The following is a 24,575-nucleotide window of genomic DNA, read 5'->3' as shown; positions in this document are numbered from 1 at the left end:
CGAATGGCAAAAGACGACGTCATCCAAATGCAAGGGGAGATTCTGGAGAATCTCCCGAACGCAACATTTCGCGTGAAGCTGGAAAACGGGCACGTGGTTCTGGGACATATCTCGGGTAAAATGCGCATGAATTACATCCGCATTCTCCCGGGTGACAAGGTGACGGTGGAGTTGACCCCGTACGACCTGTCCCGGGCCCGTATCGTGTTCCGCACCAAGTAAAAATCATTAAAGTAAACGAACCGAAGAGAGTGCAAAATGAAAGTTAACGCTTCAGTCAAGCGGATCTGCCGCAACTGCAAGATCATCAAGCGCAAGGGCGTGGTCCGTGTGATCTGCGTCGAGCCGCGTCACAAGCAGCGTCAAGGTTAATTTCGAGGAATAACGAATGGCACGTATTGCAGGGGTTAACATCCCAAATCATCAGCACACCGTGATCGGCCTGACGGCTATCTACGGTATTGGCCGCCCACGTTCGCAGAAGATCTGCGATTCGACCGGCATCGCTACCAACAAGAAGGTCAAGGACCTCGACGATAACGAACTCGAGAAGCTGCGTGACGAAGTTGCGAAGTTTGTCGTGGAAGGCGACCTGCGCCGCGAACTGTCCATGAACATCAAGCGTCTGATGGACCTGGGCTGCTACCGCGGCATGCGTCACCGCAAGGGCCTGCCAGTGCGCGGTCAGCGTACCCGCACCAATGCACGTACCCGCAAGGGCCCGCGCAAGGCAGCTCAATCGCTCAAGAAATAATCTAGGAACCGACCATGGCCAAGCAACAGAGCAGCGCAGCAGCAGCCCGCGTGCGCAAGAAAGTCAAGAAGAACGTCGCCGAGGGCATCGCCCACGTCCACGCGTCCTTCAACAACACCATCATCACGATCACCGATCGCCAGGGCAATGCCCTGTCGTGGGCAACCTCCGGCGGCGCCGGCTTCAAGGGTTCGCGCAAATCGACACCGTTCGCAGCGCAGGTTGCTGCCGAAGCTGCAGGCAAGGTCGCTCAGGAATCGGGCGTGAAGAACCTGGAAGTGCGCATCAAGGGCCCAGGCCCGGGCCGTGAGTCGGCTGTGCGTGCACTGAACAACCTGGGCATCAAGATCACCGAGATCCAGGACGTCACCCCGGTTCCGCACAACGGCTGCCGTCCGCCGAAGCGTCGTCGTATCTAATCAGTACGCACGCTGACGTGGGGCAGGGCGGTCCTCGGATCGCCCTGCGTCGCGAAAAGCCAACGACGGGGCCTTGTGCCCCGTTGTGTTTTACGAGATTGGCCGGCGCAGTGCCCTGAAAATGGGTTATACTGCCCGGCTCTTGTCGTCTGCCGTTTTCACGGTGGACGTTTTTTCAAGCCACGTCCGCTCTCCCGAGAAGCGGACTAGCGCCTGCCGCATCGCGCGCGATGCCTCTGGGGCGTGATTTAATTTATAAAGGTATTCAACGTGGCACGTTATATCGGACCAAAAGCAAAACTGTCGCGCCGTGAAGGCACCGATCTGTTCCTGAAGAGCGCACGCCGCTCGCTCGACTCGAAGTGCAAACTGGACGTCAAGCCAGGCCAGCACGGCGTCAAGTCGGGTGCCCGCACCTCGGACTACGGCAACCAACTGCGTGAAAAGCAGAAGGTCAAGCGTATCTACGGCGTGCTCGAGCGCCAGTTCCGCCGCTACTTCGCAGAAGCATCGCGCAAGAAGGGCAACACCGGTGAGACCCTGCTGAAGCTGCTGGAAGCCCGCCTGGACAACGTCGCTTACCGCATGGGCTTCGGCTCGACCCGCGCTGAAGCACGCCAGCTGGTGAGCCACAAGGCCTTCACCGTGAACGGCAACGTCGTGAACATCCCGTCGTACCAGGTCAAGACCGGCGACGTGATCGCTGTGCGCGAAAAGGCCAAGAAGCAAGTGCGTATCGCTGAAGCCCTGTCGCTGGCCGAGCAAGTCGGCTTCCCGAGCTGGGTGTCGGTCGATGCCAAGAAGTTCGAAGGCACCTTCCGTTCGTTCCCGGAGCGTAACGAGATCGCTGCTGACGTCAACGAAGCGCTGATCGTCGAACTGTACTCGCGTTAATGACGACTGGGGACGGCTTGCCGTCCCCTTGTCGCCAACCCCGCCCCGGGCGGGGGCGATGGCGGGGCAGAGCGGCTGCAGCAAGCGCGGCTTGGCAACGCAACGGATCCCCGATCCCTGTCCCCCTTCGCATCCGAATTCGTATCACCGCCTGCTCCCCGAGCAGGCGCTTTCTATTAATGCCATCAGCCTTATCGGTGTAACGAGCCGAGGGTATTGAAAAGGACATTTCATGCAAAATAGTCTGTTGAAGCCACGTATCATCGATGTCGAAGCAATCGCTCCTGGTCACGCAAAAGTCGTGATGGAGCCGTTCGAGCGTGGTTATGGCCACACCCTGGGCAACGCGCTGCGCCGCGTGCTGCTGTCGTCGATGATCGGCTACGCGCCGACCGAAGTGACCATCGCCGGCGTCGTGCACGAGTACTCGTCGCTGGACGGCGTGCAGGAAGACGTCGTCGACCTGCTGCTGAACCTGAAGGGCGTGGTCTTCAAAGTCCACAACCGTGACTCCGTCACCCTGACCCTGAAGAAGGAAGGCGAAGGCGCCGTGCTGGCATCGGACATCGACCTGCCGCATGACGTGGAGCTGATCAACCCGGATCACGTGATCGCCCACCTGACCGCCGGCGGCAAGCTGGACATGCAGATCAAGGTCGAGAAGGGCCGTGGCTACGTTCCTGGTAACGTGCGCCGCCTGTCGGAAGACACCAACAAGACCATCGGCCGCATCATCCTGGACGCATCGTTCTCGCCAGTCCGCCGCGTGTCCTACGCCGTGGAATCGGCCCGTGTCGAACAGCGTACCGACCTGGACAAGCTGATCATCAACATCGAGACCAACGGTGTCATCACCCCGGAAGAAGCGATCCGCCAGTCGGCACGCGTGCTGGTCGACCAGCTGAACGTGTTCGCCGCTCTGGAAGGCACCGAAGCCGCCGCCGAAGCGCCGTCGCGTGCTCCGCTGGTCGATCCGATCCTGCTGCGTCCGGTGGACGACCTGGAACTGACCGTCCGTTCGGCAAACTGCCTGAAGGCCGAGAACATCTACTACATCGGCGACCTGATCCAGCGTTCGGAAAACGAGCTGCTGAAGACCCCGAACCTGGGCCGCAAGTCGCTGAACGAGATCAAGGAAGTGCTGGCATCCCGCGGCCTGACCCTCGGCATGAAGCTGGAAAACTGGCCGCCCGCAGGCCTCGAGAAGTAATTGCTGTACCTGCCCCGACAATGTTGTCAGGGCAGCTTTAAAACCCTAGAACCGGTCCGCGGACATGCGCAAGCATGAACGATCGAAGAACTGGAAATTAAACACTCGAAAGGAAGTACCATGCGTCACCGTCACGGCCTCCGTAAACTGAACCGTACCTCGTCCCACCGCCTGGCAATGCTGCGCAACATGACCGTCTCGCTGCTGCGTCATGAAGCCATCAAGACCACCGTGCCGAAAGCCAAGGAACTGCGTCGCGTCATCGAACCGATCCTGACCCTGGGCAAGACCGACACGCTGGCCAACAAGCGCCTGGCATTCGCTCGCCTGCGCGACCGCGAAATGGTGCAGAAGCTGTTCGCCGAACTGGGCCCGCGTTACGCCAACCGTAACGGCGGCTACCTGCGCATCCTGAAAATGGGTTTCCGCGTGGGCGACAACGCGCCGATGGCGTACGTCGAACTGCTGGACCGTCCGGAAGTCACCTCGGCTGAAGAAGCTCCGACCGCCGAGTAATCACGGTCACCCCGAAAAACCAGGCTTCGAGCCTGGTTTTTTTTCGCCCGCGTGTTTGCCAATTTCCCGATCCGTGCTGGCCGTGCACCTGGCACACGCATACCGGGATCGCGGATAGCGTCCACCTCGCACCACGTCTCACTGACTACGCCCCGTATTTAAGCATGGCCACAGGCAAGGATGGGCGGGCCGGTGTACCATTCCGGCGGGCACCAACACTCATCCGACACCATGCTTTCGATGTTCTACCGTCTTTCCCGCTGGCTGCTGCAGGGCTGCATGCTCCTGTTCGCACTCTATCTCCTGTTGGGCGCGGTGAGCGCCCGGGCTGCCGACGACTTCCTCGATCCTGCCATCGCCTTCCGTTTCGACGCGCGCATGGTCGATCCATCCACCCTCGAAGTGCGCTACCAGATCGCCGAAGGCTACTACATGTACCGCGAGCGCTTCGCTTTCCGCGCGGATGGCGCCAGGCTCGGAACGCCCGAGATCCCGCCCGGCAAGGTGAAGTTCGACGAGACCTTTCAGAAGGATGTCGAAACCTACAAGGGCGAGCTCGTCATCCGTATCCCCGTCGAGGGCAACGGACCGTTCACGCTGACGGCGGGCAGCCAGGGCTGCGCGGACGCCGGCCTGTGTTACCCGCCCCAGGAGCACAGCGCCCAGCTGTCCGCCGGCAGCGGCGGGGCCGCGCCCGCGGGCGCCAACGCACCGCAGATGTCGACCGCGCCGCTCTCGCCGGCGCCTGGCACGGACACGGCGCCCGCAACCACGGTGCAGGCACCCGACGCACCGGCGGCCGCCGGCGCCGCGGCCCAGCCTTCCGAACTGGCCGGCATCGCCGGCATCCTGGAAGGCGGCCGCCTGCTGGCGATCATCCCCGCCTTCGTCCTGCTCGGCCTGGGCCTGGCTTTCACGCCCTGCGTGCTGCCGATGGTGCCGATCCTGTCCTCGATCATCGTCGGCGAGGGGCGGCAGGTCAGCCGCTCGCGCGGCTTCATCCTGTCGGCCACCTATTCGCTTGGCATGGCCATCGTTTACACCGCGCTCGGCGTTGCCGCCGGCCTGGCGGGGGAGGGCCTGGCCGCCGCCCTGCAGAACCCTTGGGTGCTGGGCGCGTTTGCCCTGTTGATCGTGGCAATGGCGATGTCGATGTTCGGCTTCTACCAACTGCAGCTGCCGGCGGCGCTGCAGACTCGCCTGGCCAATACTGCCGGCCGCCAGTCGGGCGGCAAGCTGGCCGGCGTCTTCGCGATGGGCGCCATCTCGGCGCTGATTGTCGGGCCCTGTGTGGCTGCACCCCTGGCCGGCGCCCTGGTGTACATCAGCCAAACCCGCGACGTCGTGGTCGGCGGCGCCGCGCTGTTCGCGATGGCGGTCGGCATGAGCATCCCGCTGCTGCTGGTCGGCGTCTCGGCCGGTTCGCTGCTGCCGCGCGCCGGCACCTGGATGGAATCGGTCAAGCGCCTGTTCGGCGTGCTGATGCTGGCAATGGCCCTGTGGCTGGTGTCGCCGATGCTGCCCCCTGGCGTGCAGATGCTGGGCTGGGCCGCGCTGCTGTTCGGTTATGGTTTTTATCTCCTGCGCAAACATCGCCACTGGGCCTCGATGGCCGCCGGCGCCGCCTTTGCCCTGCTGGGTGCAGTGCAACTGGTCGGCGCCGCGACTGGCGGGCGCGATGCGCTGGCGCCGCTGGCGCACCTGACAGGCGAGGCGCACCAGGGCCTGGTGTTCAAGCGCATCAAGACGGTGCAGGACCTTGACCGCGAGCTGGCCGGCACCGGCGGCAAGGCCGTCATGCTGGATTTCTACGCCGACTGGTGCGTCTCGTGCAAGGAAATGGAGAAGCTGACCTTTGTCGATCCAAGGGTGCAGGCGAAGCTGGCCGACACGATCCTGCTGCAGGTGGACGTCACGGCCAACGATGCGCAGGACAAGGCGATGCTGAAGCGCTTCAAGCTGTTCGGGCCGCCGGGGATCATCCTGTTCGGGCCGGACGGGCAGGAAATTCCGGATAGCCGGGTGATCGGCTACCAGGATGCGAAGAAGTTCCTGGATTCGCTGGCCAAGTTGCCGTGAGTTGATTCTCAACGAAAAAGACGCCCGGCATGGGCGTCTTTTCACATCGATGCGAGCGATCAGCCGCGCATCATCTTGCCGTGGCCGCCATGATGGCGACCGCCGCGGCGCTGCTGCTCGTCGAACACCTTGCGCTGTTCCGGCGTCAGAGCGGCGTACAGGCTGTTCAGGGCCGACAGGCGGGCTTCCATGCGCGCGGTGCGCTCCTTCTGCAGGGCGATGCGCCGCTCCATGCGCTGCGGCGCGCTCAAGGCGGCGCGCTGCTCTTGGCTCAGGCGCTGGCTGGCGCGTTCACCCTTTTGCGGCGGGGTCATGCTGGCCACGAAAGCCTGCCACACCGGCTGCTGGGCCGGGGTCAGTTTCAGGGCTTCGGCCAGCTTGGCCTGGCGCGCGGCGCGCTGTTCAAGACGCTTGGCGCGGAACTCGGCCATCCTGGCCTGGCGCTGTTCGGGAGTCAGGTCATGGAATTCGGCGCGCTTGGCTTCACGCTGCTCCTTGCTCATGGCGTCGCCGTGGCGGCCCTCGCCGGGGGCGCCGGCCTGTGCCTGCACGCCCAGCGAGGCGCCGGCGATGCCGAAAGCGGTCAAAACGATCAGGACGTTCTTGCGGACGGTGTTCATGTGGTTTCCTTGTGTGAGAGTCTGGTGGATGTGCACCCAGCTCACCTAGCTGCTCGCTGCACGGTTCCCATCATCGCCAGAAACTGTAACCGTTGAATTTCCCCTGTCCGATACTTTGTATCAATATGTTTCGTGCCCATCGGCATATACAAGCCGATACAAAAACGGTGTCCATGCTTGCTGTAGATGCGGATAATTGAGGCTATGGACAATCCCTCTACGATTTTGATCGTCGACGACGACCGCGACATCCGCACCCTGCTCGCCGACTACCTGGAATCGAACGGCTACCGGACCATTTCGGCCGCCGACGGTACCGGCATGTGGAAGGCGCTCGACGACGCGCGCCCGGACCTGATCGTGCTCGACCTGAACATGCCGGGGGACGACGGCCTGACCCTGTGCCGCAAGCTGCGCGCCACCTCGAGCCTGCCGGTCATCATGCTGACCGCCCGCAACGAGCCGCTTGACCGCATCCTCGGCCTCGAGATGGGTGCCGACGACTACCTGCCGAAACCCTTCGAGCCGCGCGAGCTGCTGGCGCGCATCCGCAGCGTGCTGCGCCGCTCGCACGCGATGCCGTCCAATGCCCCGTCCGAGAACGTGCAGCAGATGCGCTTCTCCGGCTGGACCCTGGACCTGACCGCGCGCCATCTGGTCAACCCGCAGGGCGTGGTCATCATGCTGTCGGGCGCCGAATTCCGCCTGCTGCGCGTGTTCCTGGAGCATCCGAACCGCGTGCTCAACCGTGACCAGCTGCTCAACCTGACCCAGGGCCGCGACGCCGACCCCTTCGATCGCTCGATCGACATCCAGATCAGCCGCCTGCGCCAGAAGCTCGGCGAGGATGCGCGCATGCCGCAGATCATCAAGACCGTGCGCAACGGCGGCTACGTGCTGGCCGGCCAGGTTACCGTGGAGCCGCCTGCGTGAAAGCCTTCCTCGGATCGATGACCGGGCGCGTGTTCATCACGCTGCTGCTCGGTATCCTGATCTCGGCAACACTCACCCAGCTGGCCGCCGACCTCGAACGCCAGCGCGTCCTCGAGCAGCACCGCGACCAGTTCCTGCTCGAGCGCGCCGAACAGCTCATCATGGCCACCGAGATCGTGCCGGCCTCGGCGCGTTCGGTCTACCTGTCCGTCGCCAACCGCCCCGGCCTGCGCCTGGAGGTCGGCGCGCCCCAGCCCTTGGCGGAGATGCCGAGCTGGTTCGCGCGCTCGCTGGCCACGCGCCTCGGCGACGGCTACGGCATCAGTTCGGCGGCAGCGCGCCCGGCCTCGTGCGACATGCCGCACCAGCAGACCGTGCTCTACGGCCTGATCCGCACGCAATACAGCGGGGCCTGTGAAAGCCTGAACGTGCGCCTGCGCGACGGCGAGGAACTGCGCCTGTCGGTGCTGCCTCCGCGCTCTGCCTTCACCGGCCCCGAAACCGATTACCGCGTCACCATCGGCCTGTTCCTGCTCAGCATCGCCGCGCTTGCCTACGTGGTGGCGCGCATGACCACCCGGCCGCTGAAGGTGCTGGCGCGCGCCGCCCAGGACCTGGGCCAGGACATCAACCGCGCGCCGCTCGATCTGAACGGCGCCAGCGAGATCCGCCAGGCCAGCGCCGCCTTCAACGCGATGCAGGCGCGGATCCGCCAGTACATCTTCCAGCGTACCCAGATGCTGGCGGCGATCACGCATGACCTGCAGACGCCGCTGACCCGCATGCGCCTGCGCCTGGAAAAGGTGTCGGACGCGGAACTGCAGGAACGCCTGATCGGCGACCTGTCGGCCATGCAGGAGATGGTGCGCGAAGGCCTGGTGCTGGCGCGCAGCATGGACACCACCGAGAACATGCAGATGCTGGATCTCGACTCGCTGCTCGAAGCCGTGTGCGCCGACGCCGTCGACGCCGGCCAGCAGGTGGCGCTGAAGGGGCAGGCCGGCATGGCCCTGCTGGGCCGGCCGCTGGACCTGCGCCGCTGCCTCGGCAACCTGATCGACAACGCGGTGAAGTACGGCCGCGACGCGCGGGTCTGCGTCGACCGCATCAACGGGGCAGCGCGTATTCGCATCCGCGACAGCGGCCCCGGCATCCCGGTGGGCGAGTTGGGCCGGGTGTTCGACCCGTTCTACCGTGTCGAGACCTCGCGCTCGCGCGAGTCGGGCGGTACCGGCCTGGGCCTGACCATCGCCCGCAATATCGCCGAACAGCATGGCGGCAGCATTGCACTGGCCAACCATCCGGAAGGCGGCCTGGAAGTGACCCTGGTGCTGCCCGAGTATTACCCGAACAAATGAGGGGAAAAACGCAAAGTTGTGACTACAACATAGCGAATACACAATCCTGAAACACGGCCGTGCGAGAATGCAGCGCCGCTTACTTTTTGGGGCATACGCGGAACCTGTGCTGGGCGCCGGATAACACAAGAGAAAGAGCCGCACGGACTGGCGGCAAGGGACGAACATGAAAAAGAAGAACGCGGGATTCATCGTAGGTGTCGTGGCGCTGGCCGTCGCCGGCGCCTGGTACCTGAACAAGGGTGACGGCGCCCATGCCGAGGGTGGCATGGGCGGCCAGGGCAAGGGCCCGGGGGCCAGGGGTGGCATGCCGCCGACCACCGTGAACGTGGTGGCGCCGCAGCGCCAGGACGTGGGCGTGGAACTGTCCGCCAACGGCACCGTAACCCCGGTACGCACCGTCGACCTGCACCCGCAGACCACCGCCACCATCCGCCAGGTCCACATCCGCGAAGGCCAGTTCGTCAAGGAAGGCCAGGTCATGTTCTCGCTCGACGACCGCGCCGACCGCGCCAACGTCGCCCGCGCCGAAGCCCAGGTCGCGCAGAACCGCGCCACCCTGGCCGACCTCGAGCGCCAGTACAAGCGCAGCCAGGAACTCGCCGCCCAGGGCTTCCTGTCCCAGAGTGCGGTCGATTCCCTGCGCAGCCAGGTCGATGCGGCCAGGGCCCTGGTCCAGAGCAATGCCGCAGCCGCGCGCGCCAGCCAGGTCAGCGCCAGCTACACCACCATCCGCGCGCCGATGTCGGGCCGCGTCGGCGCCATCGATATCCACCCGGGCGCCCTGGTGCAGCCGACCACCTCGCTGACTACCATCACTCAGCTCGATCCGATCGACGTCTCGTTTACGCTGCCGGAATCCGCGCTCGGCGCATTGCTGGCGGCCCAGCGGGCGGGAAAGGTGGCGGTGCAGGCCAGCACCGGCCATGAGGCCCGGTCGCTGACCGGCGAACTGAAATTCGTCGACAATGCCGTCGATCCGGTCGCCGGCACCATCCGCGTAAAGGCCCAGTTCGCCAATCCCGAGTCCAGCCTGTGGCCGGGCCAGTATGTCGGCACCCGCATCACCGTGCAGACAATCCGCGATGCCGTCGTGATTCCTCAGAATGCCATCATCACCAGCACCCAGGGCACCTTCGTGTACGTGGTGGGCGAGGGCAACGAAGCGCGCCAGGTCAAGGTGGCGCGCCTGCACGGCTTCGGCGAGTATGCTGCCGTGACCGGCCTGGCCGGCAACGAGAAGGTCATCACCGAAGGCAAGCAGAACCTGCGGCCGGGCGGCAAGGTCAGGCCGGCCGGTGCCGCTGCCGGTACACCCGCTGCCGAAGCGCCTGCAAAGAAAGGTGAGAAGGCATGAATCTGTCCGAGCTGTGTATCCGCCGTCCGGTGATGGTGGTGTTGATGTCGCTGTGCCTGATCCTGGTCGGCGTCCTTGCCTACATGCACATCCCGGTCGCGGCGCTGCCGAGCTATAACACGCCGGTCATCAACGTCAACGCCAACCTGGCGGGCGCCAGTCCGGAGAACATGGCCTCGTCGGTCGCGCTGCCCCTGGAAAAGCAGTTCGCGACCATTGCCGGCATCAAGATGATCAGCTCGACCAGTACCCAGGGGAATACCTCCCTGACGCTCGAGTTCGACGAATCGATCGACGTCAATCAGGCCGCCGTGGACGTGCAGGCCGCGCTGCTGCAGGCCCAGCGCCAGCTGCCGCAGGAGATGACCGACCTGCCGTCCTACCGCAAGATCAATCCGGCCGACGCCCCGATCCTGTTCATGCACATGACCTCGCCGTCGATGGACTTGTCGGAGCTGAACGACTACGCGGAAAACCTGGTGTCGCCGGCGATCTCGACCCTGCCGGGCATTGCCCAGGTGACGGTCAACGGCGGCAAGCGCTTCGCCGTGCGGGTACGTGCCAAGCACGACCTGATGAACGCACGTAACATCTCGATGTCCGAGCTGGCCACGGCGCTGCGCTCGGCCAACTCCATCACCCCGCTGGGCATCCTGGACGGCCCGACCCAGAGCCTGACCATCCAGGGCGGCGGCCAGCTGATGCGCGCCGCCGACTTCGCCGGCCTGATCGTCGCCACCCGCGACGGCCAGCCCGTGCGCCTGCGCGACATCGCCGAGGTCGAGGACAGCTACCAATCGGTCAAGGCCATGGGCAGCCTGAACGGCGAACGCTCGATCGTGCTGATGGTCCAGCGCCAGCCCAATGCCAATACCGTGCAGGTGGTCGACGCGGTGCGCGCGCTGATGCCGCGTTTCGAGGAGCAGCTGCCGCGGTCGATCACGATCCACCTGGTGAATGACCGCTCGGAATCGATCCGCGAAGCAATCCACGACGTCAACCTGACCCTGGCCGGCACCGTGTTGCTGGTCATCCTGGTCATCTTCCTGTTCCTGCATCGCGTGACCGCTACCTTCATCCCGGCCGTCACCGTGCCGATCTCGCTGCTGGGCGCGCTTTCGCTGCTGTATGCCTTCGGCTATAGCCTGGACAATATTTCGCTGCTCGGCATCACGCTCGCGGTCGGCCTCGTGGTCGACGACGCCATCGTGGTGCTGGAAAACATCGTGCGTCATATGGAAATGGGCAAGAATCCGCTGCAGGCGGCACTCGTCGGCTCGCGCGAGGTGGCCTTCACCATCATCTCGATTTCGATCTCGCTGGTGGCGGTGTTCATTCCGATCTTTTTCATGCCCGGTGTGATCGGTCTGCTGTTCCGCGAATTCGCGGTGATCGTCGGCCTGGCGGTGCTGGTCTCGGCCCTGGTGTCGCTGACCCTGGTACCGATGCTGAGCTCACGCATGATCAAGCACGGCGGCCACGTCGATCCGAAAGAAATGTCCTGGATCGGCCGCCGCTTCGAAGCGATGTTCACCAATGTGCGCGACGGCTATACCCGTACCCTGGACATGGCATTGCGCCACCGCTTCCTGGTGTTGATGCTGGCGCTCGGTACTTTCGTGCTCACCGCGGTACTGTATGTGACTATGCCAAAGGGCTTTTTTCCGGAAGAAGACATCGGCCAGCTGCGCGTGACGGTCGAGGCGGCCGAGGACACATCCTCGCTGGCGCTGCAGAAGCTGCAGGCCCAGGTGGTGGACATCGTGCGCGCCAACCCGCACGTGAAGGACGTGACCTCGTTCACCGGCGGCGGCAATAGCGGCCGCATGTTCCTGGTGCTCAAGCCTAGGAGCGAGCGGCCGGCGATGCCGCAGGTGGTCGACGAGCTGCGCAAGGCTACCCGCGGCATTGCCGGCGTGCAGGTGTTCATGTCCCCGGTGCAGAACCTGCAGCTGGGCGGCCGCCAGAGCAAGAGCCGCTACCAGTACACGCTGCAGAGCGTGTCGGGCGGCGAGATCGGCGGCTGGGCCGAGCAGTTCCTCGAGCGCATGCGCGCCGACCAGCGTTTCCGCGACGTCACCAGCGACTCGCAGAACAAGGCGCTGCAGGCCACCCTCGACATCGACCGCGACAAGGCGGCGCTGCTGGGCGTGGAGATGGCCGACATCCGCACCGTGCTGTACGCCTCGTTTGGTGAGCGCCAGGTCTCGACCATCTACTCGACCGCGGCCAGCTACTATGTGATCCTGGAAGCGGCAGCCACCGACCGCTACTACGACGAGGCGCTGTCGCGCGTCTCGGTGCGTTCCAAGAACGGCGACCTGGTCAAGCTGTCGAGCTTCGCGACCGTCAAGCGCACGGTGGGCCCGCTGGCGGTCAACCACCAGGGCCAGCTGCAGGCGATCACGCTGTCCTTCAACCTGGCGCCGGGCGTGCCGCTGGGCGACGCCACCGCGGCCATCGAACAGATGGGCCGCGACATGAAACTGCCGGCCTCGATCATCACCAACTACGGCGGCGATGCCCAGGTGTTCAAGGACACCCAGTCGAGCCAGCTCATCCTGATCATCGCCGCCATCGGCGTGATCTACGTGCTGCTGGGCGTGCTGTACGAGAGCTATATCCACCCGATCACCATCCTGGCCGGCCTGCCGTCGGCGGCAGTGGGGGCGTTGCTGACGCTGTGGATCTTCGACATGGACCTGACCCTGATCGCGATGATCGGTATCCTGATGCTGATCGGTATCGTGAAGAAGAACGCGATCATGATGATCGACTTCGCCCTTGACGCCCAGCGCACCCAGGGCATGAGCCCGCAGGAAGCGATCCGCGAGGCCTGCATCCTGCGCTTCCGCCCGATCCTGATGACCACGCTGGCGGCGATGATGGGCGCGCTGCCGATCGCGCTGGGCATCGGCGCCGGCGCCGAGCTGCGCCAGCCGCTGGGCCTGGCCGTTGTCGGCGGCCTGATCTTCTCGCAAGTGATCACGCTGTACATCACCCCGGTGATCTACCTGTATCTCGACAAGTACAGCGGCACCGGTCCGATGACGGACCGCCAGCTGGGCAAGCTGGAGACGGCGCACTGAGGGTACTTGAAGGCGAAAAGCAGGCGGGGCTGGTCCCGCCTGCCGGTTTTCGCAGGCCTGAAACATCTCGTAACATCGTTCAGGGGACGCCCGGGTAAGCTGTGTTGCTATTTAAGCGCCCTCAAAGTGCGCCGCCGCTGCAAAACGGTTAGACTGCGGGCTCTCGCAGTATTGATAGACGCCGATCAGGAACCGTTCGACCTTGCGTGACCATTCCCACATCTACGACGAGCACAGCGACATCTGCACACATTGCGGCCAGCCGCTGCCGATGCAGGGCCGCCCCGTGCTCACGTACGGCCGCCAGGGACCGAACCGTCCGGCGCTGGTCGGCACGATCCTGCTGCACCTGCTGCTGGTCCTGATCTGGCTGTTCAATCCCGACAAGGACGCCAAGCAGGCCAAGCCGGCCTCGGGCGACGAGGGCGAAGTGGTCTACGTCGCACCGATGAAACAAAAGCCGACGGAAGCCGTGCGCGAGCAGGCGCCCAAGCCGCTGCCGATGCCTTCGATTCCGGTGCCGCAACAGGAGCGCATCGAGATCGCCCGCCTGCCGGACACGATCACTACTCCGCCGGAAGCGCCGGTCAAGGAAACCAAGCCGCCGCAGAAGTTTGACCAGGAAAAGCCGGTCGACATGCAGGCCTTCATCGAAGCCCGGCGCCGCCAGCGCGGCGCGGCCACGGGCAGCGAGCAGCCGGCCGCCGAGGAAAGCGAATCCGCCAAGGGCATGCGCAATGCGCTGGCCAACATCGCCGCCATCAACGGCCGCGGCCGCGAAGACCGCAACGAGTCCGGCGGCGTGTTCTCGGTGTCGAACAAGACCTTCCACAGCATGGACCTGAAGTTCCGTGGCTGGAACCCGAACTTCCAGCGCCGCTGGCTGACGCAGGTGACGGTGGAGCAGGGCAACGAGCCGGACATCGAGATCGCGGTGGTCAAGAAGATGATCGAGCTGATCCGCCGCGAAAAGACCGGCGACTTCGAATGGGATTCGCACCGGCTGGGGCGCATCGTCAAGCTGAGCGCGCGGCCGCAGGATACGGACCAGCTGATGACTTTCCTGTTCAAGGAAATGTTCCCGGAGTACAAGCCGCCGCCGCAGTGGCGCTAGCGCCCTCCAGCAAGCCTCCAAGGTGCGGCGTCCGCCGCATCCACAATCAGCATTTCTCTTGGCAAACCTGGCCTGCCTTGCAGACAGGCTGGCTTCTCTCCGCATAGCTGCACTCAAGAAACGCGTTCAACCTGGCGCAATAGCCGGGCGCTCAGCATTGTTGTGCTTGTCCAAATTGCAAGCGAACCCGAGCGTTTAGGCTACGTCTACGCCTACCAATCGAGATAGGCGCAACCGTGCCCCGGCAACTGCCTGCGGGCACCGTTCACACTTTACCGGAGAGCACGTCATGATCGACAAGCCATACGAGGTGTGCGACCAGTCGCGCCGCGCCACACTGAAAGCGGCCAGCCTCGCCCTCTGCACCACCATGCTGCCCCTCGGCGGCCTGGCCCGCGCCAATACGCCAGCCCCGCGCTTCCGCCGCTACAATGCGTCGGGACCGCATGGTGCGCGCATGCTGAAAAGCTATGCCAAGGCGGTGCGCGCCATGCTGGCCCTGCCGCCCGAGGATCCGCGCAACTGGTACCGCCAGGCCATCATCCATACACTGGACTGCCCGCATGGCAACTGGTGGTTCCTGCCCTGGCACCGTGCCTACCTCGGCTGGTTCGAGCAGATCTGCCGCGAGCTGAGCGGCGACCCGCAATTCGCCCTGCCGTACTGGGACTGGACCGCGGAGCAGAAAGTCCCGGACGGCATGTTCGACGACGTGCTCGACCCCAACCACCCGGCCTATACGGCAACCGCCCAGGATTTCCAGCGCGTCCTGACTGGTGTGATCGAAGGCGCCGGCTACTGGTCGCTGCCAGGCGGTGGCTTCAACCCCCGTTCGCAGCTCAGCCAACTGCTGACACGCCGCATCCGCTTCGAGCAGGACCTGATGTACGACATGGTGACCGATCCGCGCGGCGGCATGTTCTTCAACCAGCCGGGCGCACGCGGCATCCGGCGCGAGCAGCCCGGATTCTCGCTGGCCACCGCCGACGCCTGCTCCCCGGCTACCATCCAGGCCGCGTTGGCGGCGCCGGATTTCATCACCTTCGCCAGTGCGAAGACTTCGAACCACAGCACCTCGGCCGGTTTCGGCATCCTGGAAGCCCGGCCCCACAATTCGGTCCACCGCTGCGTCGGTTCGCGCGACTGCAATTTCGTCGAGACGCGCGGCTTCATGGCCGACATGCTGTCCCCGGTCGATCCGATCTTCTTCCTCCACCACGGCAATGTCGACCGGCTGTGGGAGGTCTGGACCCGTCGCCAGATGAAACTGGGACTGCCCTACCTGCCGGCCGGCGTCGAGCTGCGCACCGACCTGCCTGACGCACAGAAGTCAGCAGCGGAACGCGCGACCGATTACTACCGCTGGGCGCGCCAAACCTTCCTGTTCTTCGTCGACAAGGAAGGCAAGCCCGTGACCAAAACCCGGACCGACGACTACGCCTCGATGAGTGCGTTCGACTACGGCTACGAGCAAGGTTCCGGCGACGACGCGGTGCCGTCCGCTGTTCCCGTCCCGCGCGGGAAGCCGAAGCGCGGGCAGGTGATCGAGGGCACCGTGCTCCGGCGGCGGGTGAACCGCACGCAACCGGCCAACGCGAAAGTGAACCTGCCCGGCACCCTGGTCGATGCGGTCAAGACGAGTGGCCAGGTTCTGGTCGCCAACGTCACCCTGAACTTCCCCGAGATGTCCCACGACGCCTACATGGTGATCCTCAACGGGCCGGAAGACCTGTTGCACGTGGACGCATCCAGCCCCTATTACCTGGCGACCATCATGATGTTCGGCCATCGCGGCGCACACGGCGCACTGACCTATACCTTGCCCCTGAGTGACAAGCTGCGCCAGCACAGCACGGCGCACTCGCTGCCGGCGGACGGCAGCATCCATCTGCGCATCGTGCCGATGTGCGGGCCGGATTGCCACGAGCATGGCCATGACCATCATCATCACGATACGGCCCATGGCGAGCCGGTCGAGCTGCTTGCGGTGAGCGTCCAGGCATATTGAGAGCGCTCCGGCGGCAAGCCAAAAAAAACCGCGCTCGGTTCACACCCGGCGCGGTTTTCTGACGAGAGGGCCGGGGCTCAGCCCTGCGCCTTCAGCTTGCGCGCCACTTCCAGCGCAAAGTAGGTCAGCACGCCGTCGGCGCCGGCCCGCTTGAAGGCCATCATCGACTCCATCATGACCTTGTCATGGTCCAGCCAGCCGTTCTGCGCCGCCGCCTTCAGCATCGCGTACTCGCCGCTGACCTGGTAGGCGAAGGTCGGCACCTTGAATTCGTCCTTCACGCGGCGCACCACGTCCAGGTAGGGCATGCCCGGCTTGACCATCACCATGTCGGCGCCTTCGGCCAGGTCGAGCGCCACTTCGCGCAGCGCCTCGTCGCTGTTGCCCGGGTCCATCTGGTAGGTGTTCTTGTCCGCCTTGCCCAGGTTGGCCGCCGAGCCGACCGCGTCGCGGAAGGGACCATAGAAGCTCGATGCATACTTGGCCGAGTAGGCCATGATGCGGGTATGGATGTGGCCATTCGCTTCCAGGGCGTTGCGGATGGCGCCGATCCTGCCGTCCATCATGTCCGACGGCGCCACCACGTCCACGCCGGCCTCGGCCTGGGCCAGCGACTGGCGAATCAGCATCTCGATGGTCTTTTCGTTGACGATGTAGCCGTTCTCGTCCGGCAGGCCGTCCTGGCCGTGGGTGGTATAGGGATCGAGGGCCACGTCGGTCATGATGCCCAGTTCCGGGAACTGGCGCTTCAGCGCGCGCACGGCGCGCGGCACCAGGCCTTCCGGATTGGTCGCTTCGACGCCGTCATAGGTCTTGAGCGAGGCATCGACCACCGGGAACAGCGCCAGCATCGGGATGCCCAGCGCCACGCATTCCTCGGCCACCGCCAAGAGCAGGTCCACCGACACCCGCTCCACGCCCGGCATCGAGGCCACCTGCTGGCGCTGGTTCTCGCCGTCGAGGATGAAGACGGGGTAGATCAGGTCTGCGCTGGTGACGACGTTTTCGCGCATCAGGTCGCGCGAGAACGGGTCGCGGCGCATGCGGCGCATGCGGGCAGCTGGGTAGGTGGCAGGAACGATGATGGTCATAAAGTGGCCCCAATGAGTCCTAGAATGGATTACTGTGCGTCGTCGGCTTCCGAGGCGGCATCGTCGGCTTCGTCGTCGTCCAGTCCCAGCAGCTCGAGGATCTTGGCGTCCGCTTCCTCGATGCCGATGCGCTTGAGCGCCGAGAACAGCTGCACCGTGAAGGGAAAGCCTTCGCCTTCCTCGTCCACGTAGCTGTCGAGGATTTGCCGCGCCTGGCGCAGGGCGTTGGTCTTTTCGTTCTGGTTGAGCTTGTCGGCCTTGGTCAGGATGCAGTGGATCGGCTTGCCGGTGGGGGCGAACCATTCCAGCATCTGCACGTCCAGGTCGGTGAAGGGACGGCGCGAATCCATGATGAGGACCAGCGCGGCCAGCTGTTCGCGGCGCTGGACGTAGTCGCCCAGCAGCTTCTGCCAGTGCAGCTTGGCCGTGCCCGACACTTCGGCGTAACCATAGCCCGGCAGGTCGACCAGCAGGGCACGAATCTCTTCGACGATGGTCGGGTCCTTGCGGTGCTGGGCCACGTGGGCGCCGCCGATCGAGAAATAATTGATGTGCTGGGTGCGGCCGGGCGTCTTGGACGCGAAGGCCAGGCCCTTCTGGTTGGTAAGGATGTTGATCGCCGTGGATTTGCCTGCGTTCGAGCGCCCGGCGAAGGCGATTTCGGGAACCTGCGTGCCCGGGAGATCGCGCAACTGGTTAACGGTCGTGAAGAACCGGGCCTGCCAAAGTTTGGACATAAGGGGAAGGTGTAAATGACAACGAAATGGCGATGGGGAAACAAAGCTATTGTACAATAAGGGGTTAATTGATGTTCCGCTTAGCGCGTCCAACAAAACCTCCACGACTGCGTTGCCCGTCTCGCCGTACAGGCGTACTGTCTCCGGCGGCGCGCCTTGTCCTGAAGGTTTTGTTAGACGCTCTTGAGGGGGCGCCAGTAAGGCCGCTGCACTGTTAATTCCAAAATCTGTTGTTGACTTTTTCAGGGTGCTTGTATGAATCGTTTGACGTTTCCGCTTTTGAAGTCCTTGTTGGTTGCAACCCTGGCTGTCTCCGCTGGCGTGACAGCGGCCGAAGCACCACGCGCCGCCCCGAAAGCCGACCCGGCCAAAGGCGGAACCCTCTACGATTCGGGCGATGCCGCGCGCGGCCTGCCGGCCTGCATGTCCTGCCACGGCGCCGCCGGCAACTCGACCATCGTCGCCAACCCGAAGCTGGCGGGCCAGATCGAAGCCTATACCCACAAGCAGCTGGTCGATTTCACCACCCCGAACCGCCAGAACCCGATCATGACGCCGTACTCGAAGATGCTGACCGAGGACGAGAAGCGCCACATCGCCGCCTACCTCGCTACCCAGCAGGTCAAGCCGGGTGCCGCCAAGAACAAGGACACCGTCGAGCTGGGGCGCAAGATCTACCGCGGCGGCATCGCCGAGAAGGGCGTCGCCGCCTGCGCCAGCTGCCACGGCGCCACCGGCAGCGGCATCCCGGCCCAGTACCCGCGCCTGTCGGGCCAGCACCAGGACTACACCTACGCCCAGCTGGACGCATTCAAGAACGGCGCCCGCAAGAACAGCATCCAGATGACCACGCTCGCACAGCGCATGTCGGCGGAAGAAATGAAGGCTGTCTCCGACTATATCGCGGGCCTGAAATAAGCAGCGCAAGCCAACGAACGCGCACCTGCGCGTCGTTCAATACGCCAAAAAAGAAGGGCGGCGGCGTCGAGCTGGCTGCCCTTTTTGCTGTATGCTCGGCAGGTTTGCCCGGTTTCCTGGGCGCTGTAGAAAATAGAACATGAGTACCACCGGAATTGAACTGAACACCCGCCGCCGCGGGTTTGCCGAAGCGGTCGAGCTGGTGTCGTCGATGCGCTTCGCCATCAGCCTGCTGACCATTGTCTCGATCGCCTCGGTCGTCGGCACCGTCCTCAAGCAGAACGAGCCGATGCCGAACTACGTGAACCAGTTCGGGCCCTTCTGGTTCGAGGTGTTCGCCAAGCTCGGCCTGTACAACGTGTACACGAGCTGGTGGTTCCTGCTGATCCTGGTCGCCCTGATCGTTTCCACCGCCCTGTGCGTGGTGCGCAATACGCCGAAGATGGTGCGCGACATGCGCAGCTGGCGCGAGCATGTCCGCGAGGAATCCCTGCGCAACTTCCACCACAAGGTCGAATGGACCGCGCCGGTGGCCCGTACCCTTCTCGCTGCCCAGACCGCCGAACGCCTGCGCCACGCCGGCTATGCGGTCAAGATGGTCGACAAGGAGGACGGCATGCTGGTGGCTGCGAAGAAGGGCGCCGGCAACAAGTTCGGCTACATCTTCGCGCACACGGCCATCATCGTGATCCTGCTGGGCGGCATGCTCGACTCGGAACTGCCGGTCAAGTTCCAGCAGTGGTTCCTCGGCAAGACGCCCTTCGGGGGCAGTGGCGTGATTGCCGACATCCCGGCCCAGCATCGCCTCGGCATCTCGAACCCGACCTTCCGCGGCAATACCTTGATCGCCGAAGGCCAGACCAGCGATACGGCGCTGCTGCCGCAAGCCTCAGGCGTGCTGGTGCAGGAACTGCCGTTCTCGATCAGGCTCGATAAATTCCATATCGATTTCTATTCGACCGGCATGCCCAAGCTGTTCGCCAGCGATGTCACGGTACGCGACCATGAAACCGGCAAGACCTTCCCGGCCACGATCAAGGTCAACCACCCGCTGATCTACAAGGGCATCGCCGTCTACCAATCGAGCTTCGACGACGGCGGTAGCAAGCTCAAGCTCACCGGCTTCCCGATGAGCGGCACGGGCGACAAGCCCTTCCAGATCGAAGGCACGGTCGGCTCGGCCACCGAGCTGAAGCAGGGCAACGAGACCTGGTCGGTGGAGTGGTCGGGCTTCCGTCCCTTCAACGTCGAGAACATCGCAGCCAACCAGGATGCCCGTGCCGTCGCCAAGAACGTCTCGTTCAACGAACAGCTCAGCGCCACCCTTGGCAAGGCGTCCGGCTCGGCAGCCAGGAACGATACGGCCAAGGACCTGAAGAACGTCGGCCCGAGCGTGCAATACAAGCTGCGCGACAAGACCGGCCAGGCACGCGAGTTCATGAACTACATGCAGCCGCTGACGCTCGACGGCGCCCAGGTCTACCTGGCTGGCGTGCGCAGCAACCCGTCGGAGAACTTCAGCTTCCTGCGCATCCCGGCGGACGCCGAGTACAGCGTGCGCACCTGGATGCGCCTGCGTGCGGCGCTGGCCGACCCGGTCCTGCGCCTCGATGCCGCGAAGCGTTACGCGGCGCGTGCGCTGGCGCCGGAACAGCGGGCCCAGGGCGGCCTCACGGGCCAACTGGAGGAGTCCGCTGCACGTACCCTGGCCATCTTTGCCGGCGAGGACGGCGGCCGCGGCGGCTTCATCGGCGTGTCGCAATTCCTCGAGAAGATCCCGCCGGCCGAGCAGGAAAAGGCAGCCAACATCTTCATGAAGATGCTCAACGGCGCCCTGTGGGAGTTGTGGCAGGCCGCCAACGCGCGCGCCGGCCTGCCGCCGATCGAGCCGACCGAGGCCAACGGCCGCTACCTGCAGCTGGCCACCAACGCGCTGTCGGACAGCGTGTTCTACGGCGCCCCGGTCTACCTGCAGCTGGAAGAGTTCACCGAAGTAAAAGCTTCGGTGCTGCAACTGACCCGTTCGCCGGGCAAGAACATCGTCTACTTCGGCTGCCTGCTGCTGGTAGCCGGCGTGTTCGCAATGTTTTATATTCGTGAACGGCGCATGTGGGTATGGGTACGCGACCAGGACGGCGGCGCCCATGCGCTGATGGCCATGAGCACCCAGCGCAAGACGCTCGACTTCGAGCGTGAATTCGACGATTTGAAAGCAAAACTGCCGCAGCCGGCATGATGCCGCGGCAACAGGAGAGTACGATGGAACTGTCGCAAGCCCAAACCGGCAAACCTGGGGCCTATGTCCAGCAGCCGGGCTTCTTCCGCAGCCTGAACGCGATCGATTGGCTGTACGGCGCCGCCCTGTTGGCGGCCGCGCTCTTCGCGCTGAACCGCTACGCGCACCACATGGACATCTACGAGAAGGTGATCCTCGTCCTGAGCGCGCCCACCTTCGCCCTGCTGGGCTGGTACTGGAAGCCGATGCGCTGGCTGCTGCCGCTGGTGGGTGCGCTGTCGCTGTGGGCGATTTCGCTGTACGGGGGCGCCATCGGTGCGGCCGACCAGAAATTCTTCCTGAAATACATGCTGTCGAGCCAGTCCGCCATCCTGTGGATGAGCGCGCTGTTCGTGTTCTCGACCGTGTTCTACTGGCTGGGACTGTTCAGCCGCTCGGAATTCGGCGGCTCGGTCGGCAGCAAGCTGTGCTGGGCCGGCGTGGTGCTGGGGTCGGTCGGCATGATGGTGCGCTGGTACGAGTCCTACCTGATGGGCCCGGACGTGGGCCATATCCCGGTGTCGAACCTGTACGAAGTCTTCATCCTGTTCGCCATCATCACCGCGATGTTCTACCTGTATTACGAGGGGCGTTATGCCACCCGCCAGCTCGGCCCCTTCGTGCTGCTCATCATCTCGGCCGCAGTCGCCTTCCTGCTGTGGTACACGGTGTCGCGCGACGCCGCCCAGATCCAGCCACTGGTGCCGGCGCTGCAGAGCTGGTGGATGAAGATCCACGTGCCGGCCAACTTCATCGGCTACGGCACCTTCGCGCTGGCCGCGATGGTCGGCTGCGCCTACCTGCTGAAATCCCATGGCATCCTGGCCGACCGCCTGCCTTCGCTCGATGTGTTGGACGACGTGATGTACAAGTCGATCTCGGTCGGCTTCGCCTTCTTCACGGTCGCCACCATCCTCGGCGCCCTGTGGGCGGCCGAAGCCTGGGGCGGCTACTGGTCCTGGGACCCGAAGGAAACCTGGGCCCTGATCGTCTGGCTCAACTACGCGGCCTGGCTGCACATGCGCCTCATGTCGGGCCTGCGCGGCCGCGTGGCGGCATGGTGGGCGGTGGTGGGCCTCCTGGTGACGACCTTCGCCTTCCTGGGCGTGAACATGTTCCTGTCGGGGCTGCATTCCTACGGCGAGCTGTAATCCTGCCCGGCATGCGTACGGGCGAGATCCTGTTCCGGCTTGGCGGCGCAATCATCGGGATCTGCGTCGCCCTGGCCGGCGTTTCCGTCATGCTGTCCTCTCAATCTCTGATGAGCATGTGCCGCCCCCGGGAATGCGGCTTGAATGCAGTGTTTTCGTTGCTGGGGGAAGATGCCGGCAAGCTGGCCTACGGCGGCGGGATAGGGGCATTCGGCCTGTGCTTCCTGTTCACGGCATTGCGGCCGAATAGGGCCGGGCGTGACGCGAACGGCGACGCTGCCGACTGAACAGCATTTGTCCAGATTAAGCTGAGCAAAATAAGTGGGCTAACCTTCATTTAAGCCAATCCGTGTAAGCTGACATGTATTCAGCCAGCGGGGGCCACATGCTCATCAAATCCAGCCGGGACCGGATCATCCTTCCGTCCGAAATCACGCCGCGCGAGGTCTACGAAGGCCGGCGTCAGTTCATCGCCCGCATTGCCGCCACCGCCGCGGTGGGAACCGGCATCTGGGAGATGGCCAACCGCGAAGCCTTCGCGCAAGGAGCGAAACTCGCCGCGACGCCGAACGCCGCGCTGTCGACGCAGGAAAAGCAGACCGCGTTCAAGGACGCCAGCTCCTACAACAATTTCTACGAATTCGGGACCGACAAGGGCGACCCGGTCGAGAACGCACACACCCTGCGCACCCGGCCGTGGCTTGTCACGATCGAGGGCGAGGTGAAGAAGCCCGTCACGCTGGATATCGACCGCATCATGAAGCTGGCGCCGCTGGAAGAACGCATCTACCGCCTGCGCTGCGTCGAGGGCTGGTCGATGGTGATCCCCTGGGTCGGCTATTCGCTGTCCAACCTGCTCAAGCAGGTCGAGCCGACCGGCAATGCGAAATTCGTCGAGTTCACCACCCTGGCCGACCGCAGGCAGATGCCGGGCCTGCGCAGCGGCGTGCTCGACTGGCCCTACGTGGAGGGCCTGCGCATGGACGAGGCCATGCATCCGCTCACGCTGCTCACCGTGGGCATGTACGGCCAGGTGCTGCCGAACCAGAACGGCGCGCCGGTGCGCCTGGTGGTGCCCTGGAAGTACGGCTTCAAGTCGGCCAAGTCGATCGTCCGGATCCGTCTGGTGAGCCGGCAGCCGCGCACCGCCTGGAACGATTCGGCGCCCAGCGAATACGGCTTCTATTCGAACGTCAACCCGAACGTGGATCACCCGCGCTGGTCGCAGGCCACCGAGCGCCGCATCGGCGAGGACGGCTTCTTCCAGCGCAAGCGCAAGACGCTGATGTTCAACGGCTACGACCAGGTTGCGTCGCTGTACAGCGGCATGGACCTGAAGAAGTTCTACTGACGATGAGCTTTAACCCCTCCAGCAAACAGGTCGGCACGATCAAGGCGGTCGTCTTCGTGCTGGCGCTGCTGCCTTTCCTGCGCATGGCCTGGCTGGTGTTTCAGGGCGTGCCGGTCGAGCCGCTCGAGTTCCTCACGCGCGGCACCGGCGACTGGACCCTGTACTTCCTGTGCATCGCCCTGGCGCTCACGCCGCTGCGCCGCCTCACCGGTTGGAACTGGATCGCGAAGCTGCGGCGCATGCTGGGACTGTTCGCCTTCTTCTACGCGCTGCTGCACTTCACCTGCTTCTTCTGGTTCGACCATTTCTTCGACATCGCGGAAATGCTGAAGGATGTCGTGAAACGACCCTTCATCACGGTCGGCTTCATCGCCTTCGTGCTGCTCATTCCGTTGGCGGCGACCAGTACCAATGCGATGATCAGGCGCCTCGGGGCCAAGCGCTGGCAGTGGCTGCACCGCTTGATCTACGTGGTCGCGCCGCTGGGCATCCTGCATTTCTGGTGGATGAAGGCGGGGAAGAACGACTTCCAGGAGCCGATCATTTTCGGCCTGGTCGTGGCGGCGCTGTTGGGATTGCGGGTGTACTGGAGCGCGGCCAGGAAATCGCAAAAGGTCGCGGTATCGTAGGGTGGGCGGCTTCGCCGCCCACGCGGTCAAACCCGGCAAGATCTGCCACTGCGGCACTTCATTCGATAACTA

23 protein-coding genes are annotated in these 24,575 nt (G+C 64.3%); 20 read left to right on the top strand and 3 right to left on the bottom strand.

Annotated features, from left to right (window positions below; genetic code table 11):
- Positions 1–3 precede the first annotated feature (3 nt).
- From infA to dsbD, 8 genes are all read left to right on the top strand, one after another.
- On the top strand, positions 4–222 hold the full coding sequence (gene infA, locus MA09_RS06240; protein ID WP_005663428.1) for a translation initiation factor IF-1: 219 nt from the start codon (positions 4–6) through the stop codon (positions 220–222).
- Between the two features lie 36 nt (positions 223–258).
- A complete protein-coding gene (rpmJ, locus tag MA09_RS24025; protein ID WP_005663407.1) occupies positions 259–372 on the top strand; it encodes a 50S ribosomal protein L36 in 114 nt (37 codons plus the stop codon).
- Positions 373–388: 16 nt separating this feature from the next.
- Complete coding sequence (gene rpsM / locus MA09_RS06235; RefSeq protein WP_027867244.1) at positions 389–754, top strand: 30S ribosomal protein S13; 366 nt, start codon at positions 389–391, stop codon at positions 752–754.
- Positions 755–768: 14 nt separating this feature from the next.
- Positions 769–1,173, top strand: coding sequence for a 30S ribosomal protein S11 (gene rpsK, locus MA09_RS06230; RefSeq protein ID WP_005663404.1), 405 nt, complete (start codon positions 769–771; stop codon positions 1,171–1,173).
- Positions 1,174–1,443: 270 nt separating this feature from the next.
- Entirely contained in the window at positions 1,444–2,067 is a 624-nt protein-coding gene (gene rpsD / locus MA09_RS06225; RefSeq protein ID WP_036246275.1) for a 30S ribosomal protein S4, read from the top strand.
- A gap of 232 nt (positions 2,068–2,299) precedes the next feature.
- A complete protein-coding gene (locus MA09_RS06220) occupies positions 2,300–3,277 on the top strand; it encodes a DNA-directed RNA polymerase subunit alpha (RefSeq protein ID WP_027867241.1) in 978 nt (325 codons plus the stop codon).
- Between the two features lie 120 nt (positions 3,278–3,397).
- Positions 3,398–3,793 (top strand): 50S ribosomal protein L17, encoded by a 396-nt coding sequence (gene rplQ / locus MA09_RS06215; protein ID WP_005663400.1) that lies wholly within the window; start codon positions 3,398–3,400, stop codon positions 3,791–3,793.
- A 240-nt stretch (positions 3,794–4,033) separates the two neighbouring features.
- On the top strand, positions 4,034–5,872 hold the full coding sequence (dsbD, locus tag MA09_RS06210) for a protein-disulfide reductase DsbD (protein ID WP_081897449.1): 1,839 nt from the start codon (positions 4,034–4,036) through the stop codon (positions 5,870–5,872).
- A 59-nt stretch (positions 5,873–5,931) separates the two neighbouring features.
- Here the strand turns inward: dsbD and MA09_RS06205 are convergent, their stop codons facing one another.
- On the bottom strand, positions 5,932–6,492 hold the full coding sequence (locus tag MA09_RS06205; RefSeq protein WP_036246274.1) for a Spy/CpxP family protein refolding chaperone: 561 nt from the start codon (positions 6,490–6,492) through the stop codon (positions 5,932–5,934).
- Between the two features lie 204 nt (positions 6,493–6,696).
- Here MA09_RS06205 and MA09_RS06200 point away from each other — a divergent pair, with 204 nt between their 5' ends.
- The 6 genes from MA09_RS06200 (at position 6,697) to MA09_RS06175 (ending at position 16,351) form a co-directional block, all read left to right on the top strand.
- Complete coding sequence (locus MA09_RS06200; RefSeq protein ID WP_036208920.1) at positions 6,697–7,425, top strand: response regulator; 729 nt, start codon at positions 6,697–6,699, stop codon at positions 7,423–7,425.
- Positions 7,422–8,783 (top strand): ATP-binding protein, encoded by a 1,362-nt coding sequence (locus MA09_RS06195; protein WP_036246273.1) that lies wholly within the window; start codon positions 7,422–7,424, stop codon positions 8,781–8,783. The genes MA09_RS06200 and MA09_RS06195 overlap by 4 nt, the downstream gene beginning before the upstream one ends.
- Before the next feature lie 166 nt (positions 8,784–8,949).
- Positions 8,950–10,140, top strand: a complete 1,191-nt coding sequence (locus MA09_RS06190; RefSeq protein ID WP_036246272.1) for an efflux RND transporter periplasmic adaptor subunit — start codon at positions 8,950–8,952, stop codon at positions 10,138–10,140.
- A complete protein-coding gene (locus tag MA09_RS06185; RefSeq protein ID WP_036246271.1) occupies positions 10,137–13,229 on the top strand; it encodes an efflux RND transporter permease subunit in 3,093 nt (1,030 codons plus the stop codon). Before MA09_RS06190 ends, MA09_RS06185 begins: the two co-directional genes overlap by 4 nt.
- Positions 13,230–13,431: 202 nt before the next feature.
- Entirely contained in the window at positions 13,432–14,343 is a 912-nt protein-coding gene (locus tag MA09_RS06180) for a hypothetical protein (RefSeq protein WP_036246270.1), read from the top strand.
- Between the two features lie 289 nt (positions 14,344–14,632).
- A complete protein-coding gene (locus MA09_RS06175) occupies positions 14,633–16,351 on the top strand; it encodes a tyrosinase family protein (protein WP_036246268.1) in 1,719 nt (572 codons plus the stop codon).
- A 77-nt stretch (positions 16,352–16,428) separates the two neighbouring features.
- Here MA09_RS06175 and hemB read toward each other — a convergent pair whose 3' ends face one another.
- Positions 16,429–17,442: a porphobilinogen synthase gene (hemB, locus tag MA09_RS06170; protein ID WP_036246267.1), complete on the bottom strand. Its 1,014-nt coding sequence runs from the start codon at positions 17,440–17,442 to the stop codon at positions 16,429–16,431.
- 29 nt (positions 17,443–17,471) lie between these two features.
- Positions 17,472–18,179, bottom strand: coding sequence for a ribosome biogenesis GTP-binding protein YihA/YsxC (yihA, locus tag MA09_RS06165; RefSeq protein ID WP_036246266.1), 708 nt, complete (start codon positions 18,177–18,179; stop codon positions 17,472–17,474).
- A gap of 255 nt (positions 18,180–18,434) precedes the next feature.
- On the opposite strand from yihA, the gene MA09_RS06160 reads away from it, so the two are divergent.
- From MA09_RS06160 to MA09_RS06135, 6 genes are all read left to right on the top strand, one after another.
- A complete protein-coding gene (locus tag MA09_RS06160; RefSeq protein WP_036246265.1) occupies positions 18,435–19,097 on the top strand; it encodes a cytochrome c in 663 nt (220 codons plus the stop codon).
- Between the two features lie 139 nt (positions 19,098–19,236).
- On the top strand, positions 19,237–21,333 hold the full coding sequence (locus MA09_RS06155; RefSeq protein WP_036246264.1) for a cytochrome c biogenesis protein ResB: 2,097 nt from the start codon (positions 19,237–19,239) through the stop codon (positions 21,331–21,333).
- A 23-nt stretch (positions 21,334–21,356) separates the two neighbouring features.
- Positions 21,357–22,523, top strand: coding sequence for a c-type cytochrome biogenesis protein CcsB (gene ccsB / locus MA09_RS06150; RefSeq protein WP_036246262.1), 1,167 nt, complete (start codon positions 21,357–21,359; stop codon positions 22,521–22,523).
- A gap of 11 nt (positions 22,524–22,534) precedes the next feature.
- Entirely contained in the window at positions 22,535–22,810 is a 276-nt protein-coding gene (locus MA09_RS06145; RefSeq protein WP_036246261.1) for a hypothetical protein, read from the top strand.
- Between the two features lie 98 nt (positions 22,811–22,908).
- The gene (msrP, locus tag MA09_RS06140) at positions 22,909–23,874 is read left to right on the top strand and encodes a protein-methionine-sulfoxide reductase catalytic subunit MsrP (protein ID WP_036246260.1); all 966 of its coding nucleotides are present in this window, start codon (positions 22,909–22,911) and stop codon (positions 23,872–23,874) included.
- Positions 23,875–23,876: 2 nt separating this feature from the next.
- Complete coding sequence (locus MA09_RS06135) at positions 23,877–24,503, top strand: sulfite oxidase heme-binding subunit YedZ (protein ID WP_036246259.1); 627 nt, start codon at positions 23,877–23,879, stop codon at positions 24,501–24,503.
- Positions 24,504–24,575: the final 72 nt, after the last annotated feature.

Origin of the sequence: Massilia sp. BSC265 (assembly GCF_000740675.1) — a bacterium.
GTDB lineage: Bacteria > Pseudomonadota > Gammaproteobacteria > Burkholderiales > Burkholderiaceae_D > Telluria.
The sequence above is the reverse complement of the archived record's forward strand: the minus strand, read 5'-3'. Positions and strand labels throughout refer to the sequence as shown.

Coding starts and splice junctions, on each gene's coding strand:
- MA09_RS06185 (WP_036246271.1), top strand. CDS start 10,137: ATGAATCTGTCCGAGCTGTGTATCCGCCGTCCGGTGATGGTGGTGTTG.
- rplQ (WP_005663400.1), top strand. CDS start 3,398: ATGCGTCACCGTCACGGCCTCCGTAAACTGAACCGTACCTCGTCCCAC.
- rpsM (WP_027867244.1), top strand. CDS start 389: ATGGCACGTATTGCAGGGGTTAACATCCCAAATCATCAGCACACCGTG.
- MA09_RS06175 (WP_036246268.1), top strand. CDS start 14,633: ATGATCGACAAGCCATACGAGGTGTGCGACCAGTCGCGCCGCGCCACA.
- MA09_RS06200 (WP_036208920.1), top strand. CDS start 6,697: ATGGACAATCCCTCTACGATTTTGATCGTCGACGACGACCGCGACATC.
- MA09_RS06205 (WP_036246274.1), bottom strand. CDS start 6,492: ATGAACACCGTCCGCAAGAACGTCCTGATCGTTTTGACCGCTTTCGGC.
- infA (WP_005663428.1), top strand. CDS start 4: ATGGCAAAAGACGACGTCATCCAAATGCAAGGGGAGATTCTGGAGAAT.
- msrP (WP_036246260.1), top strand. CDS start 22,909: ATGCTCATCAAATCCAGCCGGGACCGGATCATCCTTCCGTCCGAAATC.
- MA09_RS06190 (WP_036246272.1), top strand. CDS start 8,950: ATGAAAAAGAAGAACGCGGGATTCATCGTAGGTGTCGTGGCGCTGGCC.
- MA09_RS06145 (WP_036246261.1), top strand. CDS start 22,535: ATGCGTACGGGCGAGATCCTGTTCCGGCTTGGCGGCGCAATCATCGGG.
- rpsK (WP_005663404.1), top strand. CDS start 769: ATGGCCAAGCAACAGAGCAGCGCAGCAGCAGCCCGCGTGCGCAAGAAA.
- yihA (WP_036246266.1), bottom strand. CDS start 18,179: ATGTCCAAACTTTGGCAGGCCCGGTTCTTCACGACCGTTAACCAGTTG.
- MA09_RS06155 (WP_036246264.1), top strand. CDS start 19,237: ATGAGTACCACCGGAATTGAACTGAACACCCGCCGCCGCGGGTTTGCC.
- dsbD (WP_081897449.1), top strand. CDS start 4,034: ATGTTCTACCGTCTTTCCCGCTGGCTGCTGCAGGGCTGCATGCTCCTG.
- rpmJ (WP_005663407.1), top strand. CDS start 259: ATGAAAGTTAACGCTTCAGTCAAGCGGATCTGCCGCAACTGCAAGATC.
- MA09_RS06135 (WP_036246259.1), top strand. CDS start 23,877: ATGAGCTTTAACCCCTCCAGCAAACAGGTCGGCACGATCAAGGCGGTC.
- ccsB (WP_036246262.1), top strand. CDS start 21,357: ATGGAACTGTCGCAAGCCCAAACCGGCAAACCTGGGGCCTATGTCCAG.
- MA09_RS06220 (WP_027867241.1), top strand. CDS start 2,300: ATGCAAAATAGTCTGTTGAAGCCACGTATCATCGATGTCGAAGCAATC.
- hemB (WP_036246267.1), bottom strand. CDS start 17,442: ATGACCATCATCGTTCCTGCCACCTACCCAGCTGCCCGCATGCGCCGC.
- MA09_RS06160 (WP_036246265.1), top strand. CDS start 18,435: ATGAATCGTTTGACGTTTCCGCTTTTGAAGTCCTTGTTGGTTGCAACC.